Here is a 15,232-nt window from a genome sequence, read left to right as displayed (position 1 = left end):
TTGTTTTGTACGAGAAGCATCCGGATGCTACTGCTACAGCGACCGCGAGCTGGCGTCGAGCGCATCAGAAGCCTCGATGGCTAATACCGCCCGTGTGATGTCGCGAGCGTGCCGCAAATTGAGGCCCGTGAGCTCTTCGATACGGCGCAGTCGGTACACAACCGTGTTTTTGTGAACGTGCAGCGCTTTGGCTGTTTCACCCATCGATAGTTCGTGAGCGGTGTATGCACGCAGGGTTTCTTCAAGATCACCACCGCCCAGCGGTTCAAGGTAGCGACTGCGTAGAGCGCGTGCGAACCCCAGGTCTCGGTGGGTAAAGACCTCCATGAGCCGGTCAACGTAGCGCAGCACTCCGGGCGTGTGAGTGCCCTGTTCTGTTGCCGCGAGAGCCGCCAGCGCTTGCCGGGCAGACACCCCGATCTGGCTGAGGCCCGTGCGAGGTTCGCCAATGGCTGCTCGCACAGATGTCACGAGACTGGCCTCGGTCAGCGCCTGCTGTACGATCGACAAAAATTCGTCGGATGGGCTCGTGCACGGCAGTGCGAATAATGCCTGTGTTGCGGTGCTCGCCGATGATGGCACCGGATGCTGCTGTCGCACAATACCGGAAAGCGTGGGCGTTCCCGTGATAGTGCTGAGCGCTGCGACAAGTCGCAGGCGCATGCGGTCGACACTGAACTGCTCGGCATCGTCGATGATTGTTGCCGCAAACGCGATGAACTCCGACTCTTCGGCATCTTCGAGTTCGAGAACACGGGCAAGCTGTTCGACCTCATCGGGGTGAATAGTGTCGCCCTCGGCAAGCCTTCGAAAAAGTGTTGGCTCCGTGAGGGCATTGCTCACAGTGATCTGGTGCTGCATGGCCGAGTATGCGCTGAGCATGGCCGCTTCGAGGCTGTCGAGAGCTGCAACCATGCTGTCACGCCCAGCGCGAGCGCTTTCGTCGCGCACCTGCATCCTGGCACACCAGCTGTGATATTCATCATTGAGCACGCGTTCGGCAGTGCGGAACGACTGCACTATGGAAATATGGCTGATGCCCTGCAGCGCGCGCCGCTCACCGGCGCGCGCAGCCCGCTCTAATTCGTCGGGCACCGGTGGGCGATCCTCGAACATGCACATGATGACGTTGTGCACGTTGTCGCGAATACGATCAGTAAGGTCAACGCGTTCGAGAAGCTGGGCCGAATAGGCCGGTACGGTCTGCCAGACGCGGTTTGTGATGGTAGACATGAGCGCGTCGAAGTGCTTCAGCAGTGCGCGCGCAACCCGCTGAATCTCGGCGCTCATCGCAACCATTCACCCCCCGATGGCACGGCGCGCCTACACCGTGCCGTACAGGCGGTCGCCGGCGTCGCCGAGGCCGGGAACGATATAGCCGTGTTCGTCGAGGCGTTCGTCGATAGCGCCCAGCACGAGGGTGACGTCACGGTCGCCCACGATTTTTTCGATGGCACTCACACCTTCGGGGGTACCAAGAAGACAGATGGCGGTCACGTCTTGTGCGCCACGGGCAAAGAGAAATTCAATGGCAGCGCCGAGGGATCCACCCGTCGCCAGCATCGGGTCGATGGCAAAGCACTGGCGGTCGCTGAGGTCGGCGGGCAAGCGCTCGGCATAGGTGACAGGCTCAAACGTTTCTTCGTCACGCACCATCCCTAAAAACCCGACCTCGGCCGTAGGGAGCAGCTTGACGAGGCCTTCGAGCATGCCGAGCCCTGCGCGCAGGATGGGAACCACGATGGGGCGTGGCTCCGAAATTTTTACACCCGTCGTCGTTGTTACCGGAGTTGTGATGGTGATGGGAGAAACGCGGACGTTCCGGGTCGCCTCATACGCCAGCAGGGTGACGAGCTCTTCGGTCAACTGCCGAAAAACGGGCGATGGGGTGCGCTCATCACGCAGCACAGAAAGCTTGTGGGTGACGAGGGGGTGGTCGGCGACGTGAACACGCATAGGTACAGGCTACTTGCCGTCGGTTCTTTCGTGGGAGGACTCACGAGGTTTATTCGGTTAGCATTCCGGATGCTGCGCATCAGCGCCACCCCGCCGTAGGCTAAACGGTGTGAGCGATGCAGATGTGCGGGCTATGGCACGGGCCTTGGAGCTAGCGCGTGATGCGGCGGCAGCGCAGGAGGTTCCTGTGGGTGCTGTGGTGCTCGACGGGGCGGGGCGCATGCTGGCAGAGGGTCGAAACAATCGCGAAGAAACCGGTGACCCAACCGGGCACGCCGAGATTGTAGCGTTGCGGGCCGCCGCGCGTGCTGTGGGTTCGTGGAATCTGGAGGGTCACACGCTGGTGGTCACTCTCGAACCATGCATTATGTGCGCCGGTGCCATTGTGCAGTCGCGGGTGAGTCGCGTGGTTTTTGGTGCTTGGGATGACAAAGCCGGTGCGGCAGGGTCAATGTATGACGTTATTCGTGATCGCCGCTTGCCCTACCGTGCCGAAGTGGTGGGTGGGGTAGAACGTGACGCATCGATCGCGCTCTTGCAGCAGTTTTTTACGGAGCGACGTTAGTCCGACGACCGCAGCACAATCGCGTCGGTGGACGGTTCGGGGTCGCGGCTTGGGCGATAGATATCGGGTTCGAGGTAGATGACGCGGGCCGCGGGCACTGCTGCCCGAATACGCGCCTCAATAACGTCGATGTCGTGGGCTGCTTCTCGCACGGACTTGTCTGATTTGAGCGCGATTTTTGCGGCGACAAGCATTTCGTCGGGGCCGAGGTACAGCGTTTTCATGTGAATGAGCTTTTGTACCTCTTCGCCCTTCTCGATCGATTCGACAATGCGAGCGTGGTCATCGGGGTTGGCGCCCTCGCCGACCAGAAGGCTCTTGGTTTCAATACCGAGCACCACGGCAACAACCACGAGCAGTGCACCGATGGCGAGGGTACCGAGGGCGTCCCACATGGGATTTCCGGTGATTGCGGCAAGGCCGACACCAGCGAGCGCGAGTACGAGCCCGATGAGCGCTGCGATGTCTTCGAGCAGCACGACAGGAAGCTCGGGTGCTTTCGCGCGGCGAACGAACTGCACCCAGCTGTGCCCCGGTTCTTTTACACGGGCGCTTTCTTTCACTGCCGTGCGCAGCGAGAGCGACTCCAACACGATCGCGATGGCAAGCACGACAAGGGGAATCCATAGATTGCCCAGTTCATGCGGGTCGCGCAGTTTTTGAATGCCCTCATAGATTGAAAACACGCCACCGATAGAGAAGAGAATGATGGCGACAACGAACGCCGCAACAAAGCGTTCGCGCCCATAACCAAAGGGGTGCTCTTTGTCGGCGCGGCGCCGCGCGAGTCGGCCACCCAGTAGCAGGAGTAGCTGGTTGCCCGAGTCGGCGACCGAGTGGATCGCTTCGGCGAGCATCGAGGCAGAGCCCGACAGCAGCCACGCCACAAACTTGGCGATGGCAATACCGAGATTGGCGAGAAAAGCCGCGAGGATCGCTTTGACTCCACCGGATGCACTCATGCAGCCAGTCTAGAGTGCAGGGCGCATTGCCTTCTAGGATTCTTTACATGACTACTTCGCTTCCTTCGCTTGCTTTTCTCGGTGCCGGATCGATGGGTGGCGCGATTGTGCGCGGAGTCGTCGCCTCGGGCGCACCTCGCGACGGTGACATCACGGTGACCAACCGCACTCGCGCGCGTGCGGCGACACTCGCGGACTGTGATGGTGTGGTCTCGGTGGCGTTAGAAGACGACGCCGATGCCAACCGTGAAGCAGCAGCACACGCCCGCATCATTGTGGTCGGGGTGAAGCCCGCGATGGTGCCCGCACTGCTGGCCGAGATCGCCCCCGTGCTGCGGGATGACGCCATTGTTGTCAGCATTGCTGCGGGCGTGACACTGGCCACTTTCACCTCGGTGCTGGGTGATCAGGTGCGCACGGTTCGCGCGATGCCCAATACGCCGGCTACGGTGCGGCAGGCAGTCACGGGGCTGTCGGCCGGCGCCGCTACCGATGCTGAAGACATGGCTCTTGTGCATGCCCTGTTTGCGACGGTGGGCGCGGTGATTGAGGTTGCCGAAGACAAGATCGATGCGCTGTCCACTATTTCTGGGTCGGGTCCGGCCTACGTATATCTGCTCATAGAAGAGTTCACGCGGGCAGCAGAAGGAAAAGGATTCAGCGCCGCCGATGCGCGGCTGATGGTAGAGCAAACGTTTATGGGTGCGATCGCGCTGCTCGAGGCATCCGGAGACACACCCCGCGAACTACGGCGTGCAGTGACAAGCCCCAAGGGCACAACCGAGCAGGCGATCGCTGTGCTGCAGCAGGCCAAACTACACCGCACGTTTACCGAGGCGACGGATGCTGCGCTGGCACGGGCGCGCGAGCTTGCCGCGGGCGCTTAGCGGTCGAGCCCTGCGAAGCGCTCGATATCGCCGTTAGTGCCCGACACAATGATGAGGTCGTGGTTGGTGACCACCGTGTCGGCTTCGGCGTAGCGGAAGGGCTTACCGGGGCTTTTTACGCCTACGACGGTCACGTTGTATTTGGTGCGCACACCCGACTGGTTTAGACCAATACCGCGAATAAATTTGGGTGGGTACATCTTTGCCAGCACAAAGTCGTCGTCGAAACGGATGAAGTCGAGCATGCGCCCACTCACCAGGTGCGCCACCCGTTCACCGGCTTCGCGCTCGGGGTAAATAACGTGGTTGGCACCCACACGCGCAAGAATTTTGCCGTGCGACTGCGAGACGGCTTTGGCCCAGATCTGCGGCACTTTGAGGTCGACGAGGTTAGCGGTAATGAGCACCGATGCCTCGATGAGCGACCCCACTGCCACGACCGCGACGGAAAAGTCTTGCGCACCTATTTGTCGTAGCGCATCGAGGTTGCGGGCATCGGCCTGCACCGTGTGGGTAACACGCTCCGACCACTTTTGCACCAGTTCCAGGTTTTCATCGATCGCAAGCACTTCGCGGTCGAGTCGATCGAGTTCTCCGGCGCACGCGGCACCAAAACGGCCCAGGCCAATAACGAGTACGGGGGCATCAGAGCGCAGTGCTTCAACCAACGATCGGCCTTTCGACGGGCAGCGAGTAGCGCTGCGAACGAGACGTCGCAGCGACCGCCGCGGCGAGAGTTACTGTACCAACGCGACCCATAAAAATCGTGGCCGCAAGAACATACGTGGCAGAGTCGGGCAACTGTGCTGTGAGCCCGGTCGACAGACCCACGGTGCCAAAAGCTGAGATGACATCGAAAAGAACATCGATGATGGGTGCCTTGGTGATTTGCGCGATCGTAATGGTCGAGACCGCAACGAGTGTTGATCCCCATGCAACAACGCTCAGCGCAACGCGCTGAACATCCGAGGGGATGCGGCGGCCAAACACCTCAACTGTTTGGCGCCCCTTGGCCTCGGACCACACGGCCAGGGCCAGCACAGCGAGCGTTGTGACCTTGATGCCCCCGGCGGTGGAAGCCGAGCCTCCACCGACAAACATGAGCATGCAGGCCGCGAGAAGTGACGAGCCGTTGAGGGCAGAAATATCGATGACCGAAAAACCGCCCGACCGCGTCATCATCGATAAAAAGAACGCCTGGAATGTGGTGTCGACCGCGTCCATGCTGCCGAAAGTCTTGGGGTTGTTGTATTCCAGCAGCAGGATGACAACGGCGCCGACAAAGAACAGCAGCACGGTGGTGATGACCGTGAGCTTTGTGTGCAGGGGCCACCGCTTGACGCGGAACCGATGACGGCTCAGCGCGTAAATCACGGGAAAACCGAGACTGCCGAGAAAAACACCGAGCATCAGCAGACCGAGCACCGCATAGTTGTGCGTAAACGCATCGAGTCCGCCGGGGTTGGGAGAAAACCCGGTGTTCGTAAACGACATGGCGGCGTAGTACGGGGCCTCCCACAGGGCAGCCACCGGATGAATACCAGCGAAGATCAGTGCTGGGTAGAGCAGCACGGCCAAAGCGCCCTCGATAACGAGCGCCGAGATCGCGACCGTCGCGAGCAGCTGACGCACTTCACCCAGCCGCACAGTTTGTCCCTCGTTGATCGGGCCACCGTGTGCGCGGAGAGGGTTGGTGTCACCGGCGGCCAGCAAGCGGGCACGCAGACCTAACCGTTTTGAAATCACCATGCCCAGCAGTGACGCGAGCGTAAGAACACCGAGGCCACCGATATTGACGCCGAGAAATATGATGGCGTGGCCGAATGGCGACCAGTGGGTGGCCATATCGACAGTGGCGAGACCCGTGACACAAATGGTCGAAACTGCTGTGAAGAGCGCATCGGCGAGCGGCGTCACGGTGCGGTCTGTCGCAGCGATAGGCAGCGACAGTAGTGCAGTGAAAACCAGCACCAGCAGGGCGAAGACTGCCAGCGCAAAGCGCGAGGGTGACGAGGTCGTGAGGGTTTTGATTCCCCGCACTACACGCCGCATGCCACCCGCGGGCAGGATCGCCCGGGCACGTGCCATATTCACTCCTGTCCACACCTCTTCGGTGCTTCGTCATGGTACTCCGCACGAGGGCCGACTACCCTGAAGGCATGACCGACATCTTCGATGTGATCGCAGACGGCACCAGGCGCGACATCCTGCAATTGCTGCTGCGTCGTTCGACCGATGGTGAACTGGGCACGAGCGTGACAGAAATCGTTGCAGAGTTGGGCGTGAGCCAGCCCACTGTTTCTAAACATTTGAAAGTGCTGCGCGATCACGATCTTGTGACGGTTCGCGAAGACGGACAGCGGCGTTTTTACAGTCTTTCTGTCGAGCCTCTCGAGCAGGTTGATGACTGGCTGGTGCCCTTCCTCGTTGACGCCTATGGCGATTCTGTGGCAGACCTGGTGACGGGTGCGACAGCGCTGCCGGGGCAGGCAGCGCACGCCGCCGAAGTCGTGGGGCGTGCTGCAGCCTCGGCCAAACACGTGGTTTCTTCGGCGTTCCGACGCCTGGGCGGTTGAGTCCGCAACGGACGTTTCGTACGCGACTATTAATGTGGTGCGCTAGAATGCTCTGAGGCATTTTCGTGCCCGACCTAGGGCGCCGCGATATTCGGCGTCCGACCCTAAAACGTAGCGAGGTTTCCGTGGGTTCAGTCATCAAGAAGCGCCGCAAGCGCATGGCGAAAAAGAAGCACCGTAAATTGCTTCGTAAGACTCGCCACCAGCGCCGTAACAAAAAGTAAACGGCATTGTGCACTGAGCGCCCCTGAATGGTTTCATCGACCCGAGGGGCGCTTCGTGTCTACCCGCAACACGCAGCCTCTCAGCATCCGGAAGCGCAGTGCCGCACTACGCGGCCGTGTGCCACGCCTAGTTGGAGCCCCCGGGGCTGATCAGATCGGAGCAGCATGAAGACGATCACCGTCTCAGAACGCGCGCAGCGCACCCAGATTCCTCTCATCGATGTTCGTGAGCGTGACGAATACGCCGCCGGCCACGTGCCCGGTGCCGTTAACATTCCGCTGTCTGAGCTCGGCAACCGTCTACACGAACTGCCGGCCGAACCGTTCGACGTCATCTGCGAGCGGGGTGGTCGCTCCGCCCGAGTGGCCGAGAAACTCGAGGCGCGCGGACACGACGTCACCAATGTCGACGGCGGTACCTCCGACTGGCGCGACCACGGCTACGAGATCGTGGTGCCGGGCCGGTGAGCATCCGCGTCTCGCTGATCGCTAAACCCGACTGCCATCTGTGTGATGTCGCCGAAGACATCGTTGACCAGGTGCTTGCCGAGCTTCCCGAGAGCATCGCCGACCGCATCGACGTCGAACACCTGTCGATACTCGACGACGCAGCACTGTATGAACAGTGGTGGGAGAAAATCCCTGTCGTTCTGATCAACGACACCCTGCACGCGCACTGGCGGCTCTCCGCCGACCGCTTGCGCACCGCACTAGAGAAAGCAGCACAATGACTCTGCGCCACGTTGTTATGTGGAAAATGGCGGCCCCGGATGCCCCGACCAGGCGTGAGCACGCGCAAGAATGCGCCCGTCGCCTTCAAGCACTCGAGGGCGTCGTGCCGCAGCTGCTGAGCATTTCGGCCGGTGCCAACACCGAATACGCCGATGTGAACTGGGACATCACGCTTATCGCCGACTTCGCCGACCTGGCGGCACTCGAGGCCTACCAGATGCATCCGGCTCACGAAGAGGCTGCCACATACATTCGCAGTGTCGCTGGAGGGCGAGCAGCGGTCGACTACACGGTGTAGGTCGCGCTCTCTGCAATGCAACCGTGACCTCGAGATTGCCCACGCAGCGTGCGCGCATGCCAAGATGAAGAACACACCACGTGTACCCGGACGACGTAGTCCTTAGCAATCAGGAGAAGTGGATATGCAACGACGCCCTGCACTCAGCCTTGGTCTTGCAGCGATTGCCGCTGTTACTCTCACACTCGCCGGATGCGGCTCGGGGGAGTCAGCACCCGCCGGCGATACGCCGGGCGCCGATGACGGTTATGCGCTCATCAAAGACGGCACATTGACGGTGTGCTCCGATATTCCCTACCCTCCATTCGAATTCGAAGACCCCAGCAGTGAACTGGGATATTCCGGGTTTGATATTGACCTGCTGAGCGCCATTGCCGCCGAACTCGATCTCGATATTGCCGTGCAAGTGTCGGGATTTGACGGACTGCAGTCGGGCACCGTGCTTGTGGCCGGGCAGTGCGATATGGCCGCGTCTGCCATGACCATCACCGACAAACGTAAGGCGAACCTCGACTTCTCTGACCCGTACTACGACTCGCTGCAGTCGCTGCTGGTGCGGGCCGACTCAGGAATTACGGGTATTGGTGACCTCGCCGGAAAGAACGTTGGCGTGCAGCAGGGCACAACGGGTGAGATTTATGCCACCGAGCACGCCGAGGGCGCAAACCTCACGCAATATCCCTCCGACGGCGAACTGTGGCCAGCCATCCAGGCGGGTCAAATCGACGCGATTCTGCAAGACCAGCCTGTGAACATCGAGCACGAGCGGGCCGACTCCGACTACACGATCGTTGAAGAGTACGACACCGACGAACAGTATGGTTTTGCCTTTGCCAAGGGCGAAAAAGACGCCCTGCGCGAAGCCATCAACAAGGCCCTCGCTCAGCTGCGCGACAGTGGCGAGTATCAAAAAATTTACGACAAGTACTTCTCGGCCGAGTGATCGCGTAGAGCAGCATGGCTTTACAGCGTAAAACACGCAGCCGTCTGTACCAGGCGACGATGTATGTGGTTCTCATCGGCATCGTCGCCTGGGTGGCATTGATTACCGACTGGGAGAGACTGGGCAAACAGTTTTTCGACCCGCAGGTTGCCGCCGAACTTTTTCCGAACATCATCGTCGTTGCGCTGAAAAACACGGTGCTTTTTACCCTGATAGCTTTTGTCGGCGGGCTCGTGCTGGGCATCATCTTCGCCCTCATGAAGCTATCGAGCGTCACGCTATACCGCTGGTTCGCTACCGCATGGATCGAGCTTTTTCGCGGCCTGCCAGCTCTGCTGACGATCTTTGCTACCGCGTTTATGGTGCCGATCGGGCTAGGAATCAAAGTGCCCGGCGGCCCGATTGGCGCGGGTCTTCTTGGCCTTATTCTTGTGGCCTCCGCCTATATGGCCGAGGTGATCCGAGCAGGCATTCAGGCGGTACCCAAGGGGCAGGCAGAGGCCGCGCGCTCGCTGGGTATGTCGCCCATGAAAACCATGTTCTGGATTATTTTGCCGCAGGGTTTTCGCATTATTATCCCGCCGCTCACCAACGAGTTTGTGCTGCTGCTCAAAGACACCTCGCTGCTGTTTATTGCCGGCTCAACACTCATGACAAAAGAGCTCACCACGTTTGCGCGTGACGCAACGACCATGAACTCCAATGCGACCCCGCTCGTTATGGCAGCAATTTTGTACCTGCTCGTAACGATTCCGCTGACCCGCATGGTGGCGTGGCTCGAGAGAAAGATGGAGAGGTCGCGATGAGCACCGATCTGATTGATCTGGCTGCTCCTGCCATCGACGTGCAGGATTTAGTCAAGAGTTTTGGCGACAACGAAGTGCTGCGCGGAATCAATCTCACGGTCAAGCGCGGCGAAGTGGTGTGTGTGATTGGCCCGAGTGGTTCGGGTAAGTCGACGCTGCTGCGGTCGATGAACCTTTTAGAGGCACCGACGGGTGGTCGCGTGCTGATTGAGGGTATCGACATTACGGATCCGGATGCCGATATTGACCGCGTACGCACCCGCATCGGCATGGTGTTTCAGAGCTTCAACCTCTTTCCGCACATGAACGTGCTCGGAAACCTCACGATTGCCCAGCGCCGTGTGAAACGCCGCTCGCGGGCAGAGTCGGTGCGTGTTGCCGAAGCGATGCTTGAGCGGGTAGGGCTGTCAGAAAAGGCCGAGGCCTATCCGAGTGAACTCTCTGGTGGCCAGCAGCAGCGAGTAGCCATTGCGCGGGCCCTGTGCATGAACCCCGACATGATGCTCTTTGACGAGCCGACCTCGGCGCTTGACCCCGAGCTGGTGGGCGAGGTGCTTACCGTTATGCGCTCGCTGGCCGAAGAGGGCATGACGATGGTGGTTGTCACTCACGAGATGGGGTTCGCGCGCGAAGTGGGTTCGCGGCTGATCTTTATGGACGGCGGCGTGGTCGTTGAAGAGGGCGAACCGCACAGGGTGTTGTCTGAGCCGCAGCATCCGCGCACACAAGATTTTCTTTCTCGCGTGCTGTAGCCGCAGAAGCTACGAATGCCCCCGAAATCAGAAGGTTCGGGGGCATCCGGATGCTACGCAATGGCAGCGAGCTTATTCGGCGTCGGCCTTGTCGTCGGAGTCGGCCTCGTAGTCGACGCCCGCCTCTGCACGCTGTTCGGGTGTGATCGGTGCGGGTGCTTCGGTGAGCGGATCAAACCCGCCACCCGACTTCGGAAACGCGATAACCTCGCGAATCGAATCGGTCTTTGTCAGGTGCTGCATAACGCGGTCGAGTCCCAGCGCAATACCCCCGTGGGGCGGCGCACCAAACCGGAATGCGTCGAGCAAGAACCCGAACTTCTCTTGTGCTTCTTCTTCGGAGATTCCCATGACACCAAAGACGCGTTTTTGTACGTCTTCGCGGTGAATACGAATCGAACCGCCACCCAGCTCCGAACCGTTGCACACGATGTCGTAGGCGTAGGCGAGGGCCGAACCCGGGTCGGTGTCGAAGGTGTCGGCGAACTCGGGTTTGGGTCCGGTAAATGCGTGGTGCACAGCCGTCCACGCACCGGCACCGACCGCGACGTCACCGGATGCCACGGCTTCGGACGCCGGCTCAAACATGGGGGCGTCAACAACCCAGGTAAATGCGAAAACGTTCGGGTCGAGCAGGCCGAGACGGTTGCCGATTTCGACGCGTGCAGCTCCGAGGAGGGCACGGCTGGCTTTGGTTTCACCCGCGGCGAAGAAGGCGCAGTCTCCTGGTTTCGCACCAACAAGTTCGGCGAGCCCTGCCTGCTCGGCCTCCGAGAGGTTTTTGGCGACGGGGCCGCCGAGCGTGCCATCGTCGTTAAAGAGCACATAGGCGAGCCCGCGAGCTCCGCGCTGTTTTGCCCACTCCTGCCAGGCATCGAGTGCCTTGCGCGGCTGGCTGGCCCCACCCGGCATAACAACGGCGCCCACATACTCGGCCTGGAATACCCGGAAGGGGGTGTCAGCAAAGTAGTCGGTGGCCTCAACAAGTTCGAGCCCAAAACGCAGATCGGGTTTGTCGGAGCCGTACTTGGCCATCGCATCGGCGTACGTGATGCGCGGCAGCGGTGTTGCCACCTCGACTCCGATGGTTACCCACATCGCGCGGATGAGCGACTCCATCATTTCGATGACGTCTTCTTGGTCGACAAAAGCCATTTCAATGTCGAGCTGCGTGAACTCGGGCTGGCGGTCGGCACGGAAGTCTTCGTCGCGATAGCAGCGGGCGATCTGGTAATACTTCTCGACCCCACCGACCATGAGCAGCTGTTTAAAAAGCTGCGGGCTCTGCGGCAGCGCATACCAGCTGCCCGGATGCAGCCGTGCAGGCACGAGAAAGTCGCGGGCGCCCTCGGGGGTTGACCGGGTGAGCGTGGGGGTTTCGACCTCGGTGAACCCGCGGCCGTGCAGTTCATCACGAATAGCCTTGTTGACCTCGGAACGCAACCGCAGCGCTGCCGCGGGGCCGGAGCGACGCAGATCGAGATAGCGGTGCTTGAGCCGCACCTCTTCGCCCGCAGCATCGCCTTCGCCCGGTGCAGAAGACACGGCAAAGGGGAGGGCAGCCGACTCGTTGAGCACCGTCACCTCGGTGGCAATAAGCTCAATTTCTCCCGTGGGAAGGTGGTCGTTTTCGTTGCCTTCGGGGCGTCGGGAAACCTCGCCCGTCACCTGCAGCACAAACTCGCTGCGCAGCGGGTGGGCAACCTCTTCGTCACGAATAACGACCTGAGCGATGCCCGAAGCATCGCGCAGATCAATAAATGCGACTCCTCCGTGGTCACGACGACGATCAACCCACCCAGCCAGGGTGACGGTGTGACCGATGTGTTCGGCTCGCAGTGAGCCTGCCGTGTGAGTGCGGAGCACGAAAATTCCTCCTGATCGGGAGACAGATAACCCCGCTATTCTACGGGGCCTGTTGCAAGGATGCCCACACCGATAGAGTCATGGACAACGAACACTGTTGTCCGCCCCTGTCAGAAGGAATACTATGCTCTCGGCCATTACGCTTATGCCTCGCTTCGACTCCACGACACTGCCTGACATGACCGACATCTATGCGCAGGTGTTCTCGGGAACAACAAGCATCTTCATGCTGATTTTCTACGTGCTGCTGGTCATTGCCCTGTGGCGGGTCTTCACCAAGGCCGGTTACGCAGGAATCCTTGCGCTCATCCCCATCGTGAACGTCATCTTTCTGGTGAAGATCGCAGGAATGTCGGGGTGGTTCGCGCTGCTGTACCTCATTCCGATTGTCGGATGGGTGTTCAGCATCGTCGTCGCTATCAAACTGGGCGGTCGCTTTGGGAAGGGCGGAGTGTTCTCGTTCTTCCTGCTGTGGCTTCTGCCGATCATCGGATACTTCATCATCGGCTATGGCTCGGCTCGCTACAGCAAGGCTGCATAGTTCGGCCCTAGGCTAGACGGCATGCCTGCCGACCGACCTCACGCCGATCGACTGCACCTCGTTCGCCACGGAGAAGTGCACAATCCCGAACACATTCTCTATGGTCGTCTCCCCGACTATCACCTGAGCGTTGCCGGTCGTGCCATGGCACAGGCCGCCGCCGACCACCTCGCCGAACAGGGCCGCATCGTTACGGCACTGCGGTGTTCACCGCTGGAGCGCACACAGGAATCGGCCGAACCCTTCGCCGAGAAGTGGGGTCTGACACCCGTGCTCGATGAGCGCATTATCGAACCGTGGAATGCATTTGAAGGGCGCCGGATGTCACGTGCCCTGCGTAATCCTGTCAACTGGTGGCAGCTACGCAACCCACGCAAACCCAGCTGGGGTGAGCCCTATGTTGATATGGCGCAGCGCGTGCGCGAAGCTATGAACGAGGCGTGGGATGCGGCATCCGGCGGAGACATTGTTTTTGTTTCGCACCAGGCACCTATCTGGATTCAGCACCTGTATACGGCGGGTCTCAGGCTTCAGCACGATCCGCGCACGCGGCGCTGTGCGCTCTCGAGCATCACCTCGTTGGAGCGCGTCGGCGACAGCTGGCACGAAGTGGACTATGCCGAGCCCGCGGCATCCGGAATTGACCTGGGTGCCGTATAGCGCCCCAACCCTGATTGCAGACAAGACACAGAGCGCGCATAGGAAACCCGCGTACGATTCCCAGCGTGTTGTCACTTCATCGTCGCGTTCGTGCTGCCCTGGCCGTGGCGCTCGCTGCCGTACTGACCGTGGGAATTGCTGCGTGCACGCAAGACCCCGCAACGCAGCAGTATCTGGAGGGCGATAACAAGGGGTATATCGGCGCCAGCGGGCTGCGCGTTGAAGAAATTGCGGAGGCCGACCGCGGTAGCACGGTCGATTTTGGTGGCGTTCTCGAAGACGGCAGTGACTTTCGCAGCGAAGAGCACGCGGGCAATGTGCTTGTGGTGAACTTTTGGTACGCGGCCTGTGGCCCCTGTCGGGTTGAGGCGAAAGATCTCGAAGCCGTGTGGCAGGAGTACAGCGACGACGACGTCACATTCGTGGGTATTAACACCTATGACCAGGCTGATACGGCGCGTGCTTTTGCGGATGAATACGGCGTGACCTATCCAAGCATCATCGACGTCAACACGGGCGATGCCAAGCTGGCCTTCGCCGCGGCAACGCCTATTCAGGCCACCCCGACCACACTTGTGCTTGACCGTGACGGCCGCGTGGCAGCCCGCATTATTGGGCAGCTGCAAGAGGCATCGATTCTTTCGACCCTGGTGAAAGACCTGCTTGCGGAGACCACGTGAACGTTGATGCGCTCGTGGGCGCCGGCACACTGTGGCTGGCTGTTCCCGTCGCGGTGCTGGCGGGGCTGATCTCTTTTCTTTCCCCCTGCGTGCTGCCGCTTGTTCCCGGCTACCTCGGTTATTTAGGCGGTTCAGTTTCGGCTCGTTCCCACCCGGATGCTGCGGGCGCTGCGCCGTCGCAGAAGGGCGACCGTGGGCGGCTGGTCGGCGCAGTTTTGCTGTTTATCGCCGGTTTTGCGGCCGTGTTCATCGCGCTAACCATCGTGGGCGGCACGGCAGGCATGTTTTTCTTGCGGTGGGGTGACCTCATCACCCGTATTCTGGGCGCAGTAATTATTGTTATGGGCCTGGCGTTTATTGGGCTTTTCGGTTTTGCTCAGCGCACGATTCGGTGGAATGCCTCGGGCAGAACAGGTCTGGCGGGCGCAGCACTGTTGGGTGTGGCGTTGGGTATTGGGTGGACGCCGTGTATCGGACCGACGCTGACCGCGATTGTGGGCGTAGCATGGAATTTGGGTGACCCGTGGCGGGCCGGACTCCTCGGCGCTGCATACTCACTGGGGTTAGGTTTGCCCTTTTTGTTCCTCGCATTCGGGTTCGGCTGGGCTACGCGCTCGGTCGGATTCTTGCGCCGCCACATTCGCACCATCAACGTGATCGGTGGCGTGCTGCTTATTCTCTTGGGAGTTTTGATGGTGACCGGGGTATGGACCGATGTGATGTCTCGCCTGGGGGCGGTGATGAGCAGTGTCGAACTCCCGCTCTAAAAACCCACAGCGCTCGG

20 protein-coding genes are annotated in these 15,232 nt (G+C 60.5%); 14 read left to right on the top strand and 6 right to left on the bottom strand.

Annotated features, from left to right (window positions below):
* Nucleotides 1-33: 33 nt before the first annotated feature.
* A complete protein-coding gene (locus ACQUSW_RS05930; protein WP_428931373.1) occupies nt 34-1,290 on the bottom strand; it encodes a PucR family transcriptional regulator in 1,257 nt (418 codons plus the stop codon).
* Between the two features lie 33 nt (nt 1,291-1,323).
* Complete coding sequence (gene upp, locus ACQUSW_RS05925; RefSeq protein ID WP_428931372.1) at nt 1,324-1,956, bottom strand: uracil phosphoribosyltransferase; 633 nt, start codon at nt 1,954-1,956, stop codon at nt 1,324-1,326.
* A 133-nt stretch (nt 1,957-2,089) separates the two neighbouring features.
* Between upp and ACQUSW_RS05920 the strand changes: the two genes are divergently transcribed.
* Nucleotides 2,090-2,521 carry a nucleoside deaminase gene (locus ACQUSW_RS05920; RefSeq protein ID WP_428931875.1) on the top strand — a complete coding sequence of 144 codons (432 nt, stop codon included), beginning with the start codon at nt 2,090-2,092 and terminating at the stop codon, nt 2,519-2,521.
* Here the strand turns inward: ACQUSW_RS05920 and ACQUSW_RS05915 are convergent.
* Nucleotides 2,518-3,483: a cation diffusion facilitator family transporter gene (locus ACQUSW_RS05915; protein ID WP_428931371.1), complete on the bottom strand. Its 966-nt coding sequence runs from the start codon at nt 3,481-3,483 to the stop codon at nt 2,518-2,520. The genes ACQUSW_RS05920 and ACQUSW_RS05915 overlap by 4 nt on opposite strands.
* Nucleotides 3,484-3,530: 47 nt before the next feature.
* Here ACQUSW_RS05915 and proC point away from each other — a divergent pair, with 47 nt between their 5' ends.
* Nucleotides 3,531-4,370 (top strand): pyrroline-5-carboxylate reductase, encoded by an 840-nt coding sequence (gene proC, locus ACQUSW_RS05910; protein WP_428931370.1) that lies wholly within the window; start codon nt 3,531-3,533, stop codon nt 4,368-4,370.
* Here the strand turns inward: proC and ACQUSW_RS05905 are convergent.
* Together ACQUSW_RS05905 and ACQUSW_RS05900 are read right to left on the bottom strand one after the other, a co-directional pair.
* Nucleotides 4,367-5,038 carry a potassium channel family protein gene (locus ACQUSW_RS05905; protein ID WP_428931369.1) on the bottom strand — a complete coding sequence of 224 codons (672 nt, stop codon included), beginning with the start codon at nt 5,036-5,038 and terminating at the stop codon, nt 4,367-4,369. The genes proC and ACQUSW_RS05905 overlap by 4 nt on opposite strands.
* Nucleotides 5,031-6,458 carry a TrkH family potassium uptake protein gene (locus ACQUSW_RS05900; RefSeq protein ID WP_428931368.1) on the bottom strand — a complete coding sequence of 476 codons (1,428 nt, stop codon included), beginning with the start codon at nt 6,456-6,458 and terminating at the stop codon, nt 5,031-5,033. The genes ACQUSW_RS05905 and ACQUSW_RS05900 overlap by 8 nt, the downstream gene beginning before the upstream one ends.
* 71 nt (nt 6,459-6,529) lie before the next feature.
* Here ACQUSW_RS05900 and ACQUSW_RS05895 point away from each other — a divergent pair, with 71 nt between their 5' ends.
* The 8 genes from ACQUSW_RS05895 to ACQUSW_RS05860 all read left to right on the top strand — a co-directional run bounded on the left by ACQUSW_RS05895 (nt 6,530) and on the right by ACQUSW_RS05860 (nt 10,701).
* A complete protein-coding gene (locus ACQUSW_RS05895; protein ID WP_428931367.1) occupies nt 6,530-6,946 on the top strand; it encodes an ArsR/SmtB family transcription factor in 417 nt (138 codons plus the stop codon).
* Nucleotides 6,947-7,071: 125 nt separating this feature from the next.
* The gene (locus tag ACQUSW_RS05890) at nt 7,072-7,170 is read left to right on the top strand and encodes a 30S ribosomal protein bS22 (RefSeq protein ID WP_003792170.1); all 99 of its coding nucleotides are present in this window, start codon (nt 7,072-7,074) and stop codon (nt 7,168-7,170) included.
* A gap of 165 nt (nt 7,171-7,335) precedes the next feature.
* The gene (locus ACQUSW_RS05885) at nt 7,336-7,638 is read left to right on the top strand and encodes a rhodanese-like domain-containing protein (RefSeq protein ID WP_428931366.1); all 303 of its coding nucleotides are present in this window, start codon (nt 7,336-7,338) and stop codon (nt 7,636-7,638) included.
* Nucleotides 7,635-7,901, top strand: coding sequence for a glutaredoxin family protein (locus tag ACQUSW_RS05880; protein WP_428931365.1), 267 nt, complete (start codon nt 7,635-7,637; stop codon nt 7,899-7,901). The genes ACQUSW_RS05885 and ACQUSW_RS05880 overlap by 4 nt, the downstream gene beginning before the upstream one ends.
* Nucleotides 7,898-8,200, top strand: coding sequence for a Dabb family protein (locus tag ACQUSW_RS05875; protein WP_428931364.1), 303 nt, complete (start codon nt 7,898-7,900; stop codon nt 8,198-8,200). Before ACQUSW_RS05880 ends, ACQUSW_RS05875 begins: the two co-directional genes overlap by 4 nt.
* Before the next feature lie 124 nt (nt 8,201-8,324).
* Complete coding sequence (locus ACQUSW_RS05870) at nt 8,325-9,143, top strand: basic amino acid ABC transporter substrate-binding protein (protein ID WP_428931363.1); 819 nt, start codon at nt 8,325-8,327, stop codon at nt 9,141-9,143.
* Between the two features lie 14 nt (nt 9,144-9,157).
* Nucleotides 9,158-9,949, top strand: coding sequence for an amino acid ABC transporter permease (locus ACQUSW_RS05865; protein WP_428931362.1), 792 nt, complete (start codon nt 9,158-9,160; stop codon nt 9,947-9,949).
* On the top strand, nt 9,946-10,701 hold the full coding sequence (locus ACQUSW_RS05860) for an amino acid ABC transporter ATP-binding protein (RefSeq protein ID WP_428931361.1): 756 nt from the start codon (nt 9,946-9,948) through the stop codon (nt 10,699-10,701). Before ACQUSW_RS05865 ends, ACQUSW_RS05860 begins: the two co-directional genes overlap by 4 nt.
* A gap of 72 nt (nt 10,702-10,773) precedes the next feature.
* On the opposite strand, the gene aspS is transcribed toward ACQUSW_RS05860, so the two are convergent.
* Nucleotides 10,774-12,567 carry an aspartate--tRNA ligase gene (gene aspS, locus ACQUSW_RS05855; RefSeq protein ID WP_428931360.1) on the bottom strand — a complete coding sequence of 598 codons (1,794 nt, stop codon included), beginning with the start codon at nt 12,565-12,567 and terminating at the stop codon, nt 10,774-10,776.
* A 124-nt stretch (nt 12,568-12,691) separates the two neighbouring features.
* Between aspS and ACQUSW_RS05850 the strand changes: the two genes are divergently transcribed.
* The 4 genes from ACQUSW_RS05850 (at nt 12,692) to ACQUSW_RS05835 (ending at nt 15,215) form a co-directional block, all read left to right on the top strand.
* Entirely contained in the window at nt 12,692-13,108 is a 417-nt protein-coding gene (locus ACQUSW_RS05850) for a DUF5684 domain-containing protein (protein WP_428931359.1), read from the top strand.
* Nucleotides 13,109-13,129: 21 nt separating this feature from the next.
* Nucleotides 13,130-13,768: a histidine phosphatase family protein gene (locus ACQUSW_RS05845; protein WP_428931358.1), complete on the top strand. Its 639-nt coding sequence runs from the start codon at nt 13,130-13,132 to the stop codon at nt 13,766-13,768.
* 65 nt (nt 13,769-13,833) lie between these two features.
* A complete protein-coding gene (locus tag ACQUSW_RS05840) occupies nt 13,834-14,448 on the top strand; it encodes a TlpA family protein disulfide reductase (RefSeq protein ID WP_428931357.1) in 615 nt (204 codons plus the stop codon).
* On the top strand, nt 14,445-15,215 hold the full coding sequence (locus ACQUSW_RS05835) for a cytochrome c biogenesis CcdA family protein (RefSeq protein WP_428931356.1): 771 nt from the start codon (nt 14,445-14,447) through the stop codon (nt 15,213-15,215). Before ACQUSW_RS05840 ends, ACQUSW_RS05835 begins: the two co-directional genes overlap by 4 nt.
* Nucleotides 15,216-15,232 lie beyond the last annotated feature (17 nt).

It is taken from the genome of Microbacterium luticellae, assembly GCF_050408645.1.
In the GTDB taxonomy this organism is placed as follows: Bacteria; Actinomycetota; Actinomycetes; order Actinomycetales; family Microbacteriaceae; genus Microbacterium.
This window is presented reverse-complemented; position numbering and strand designations above follow the sequence as displayed.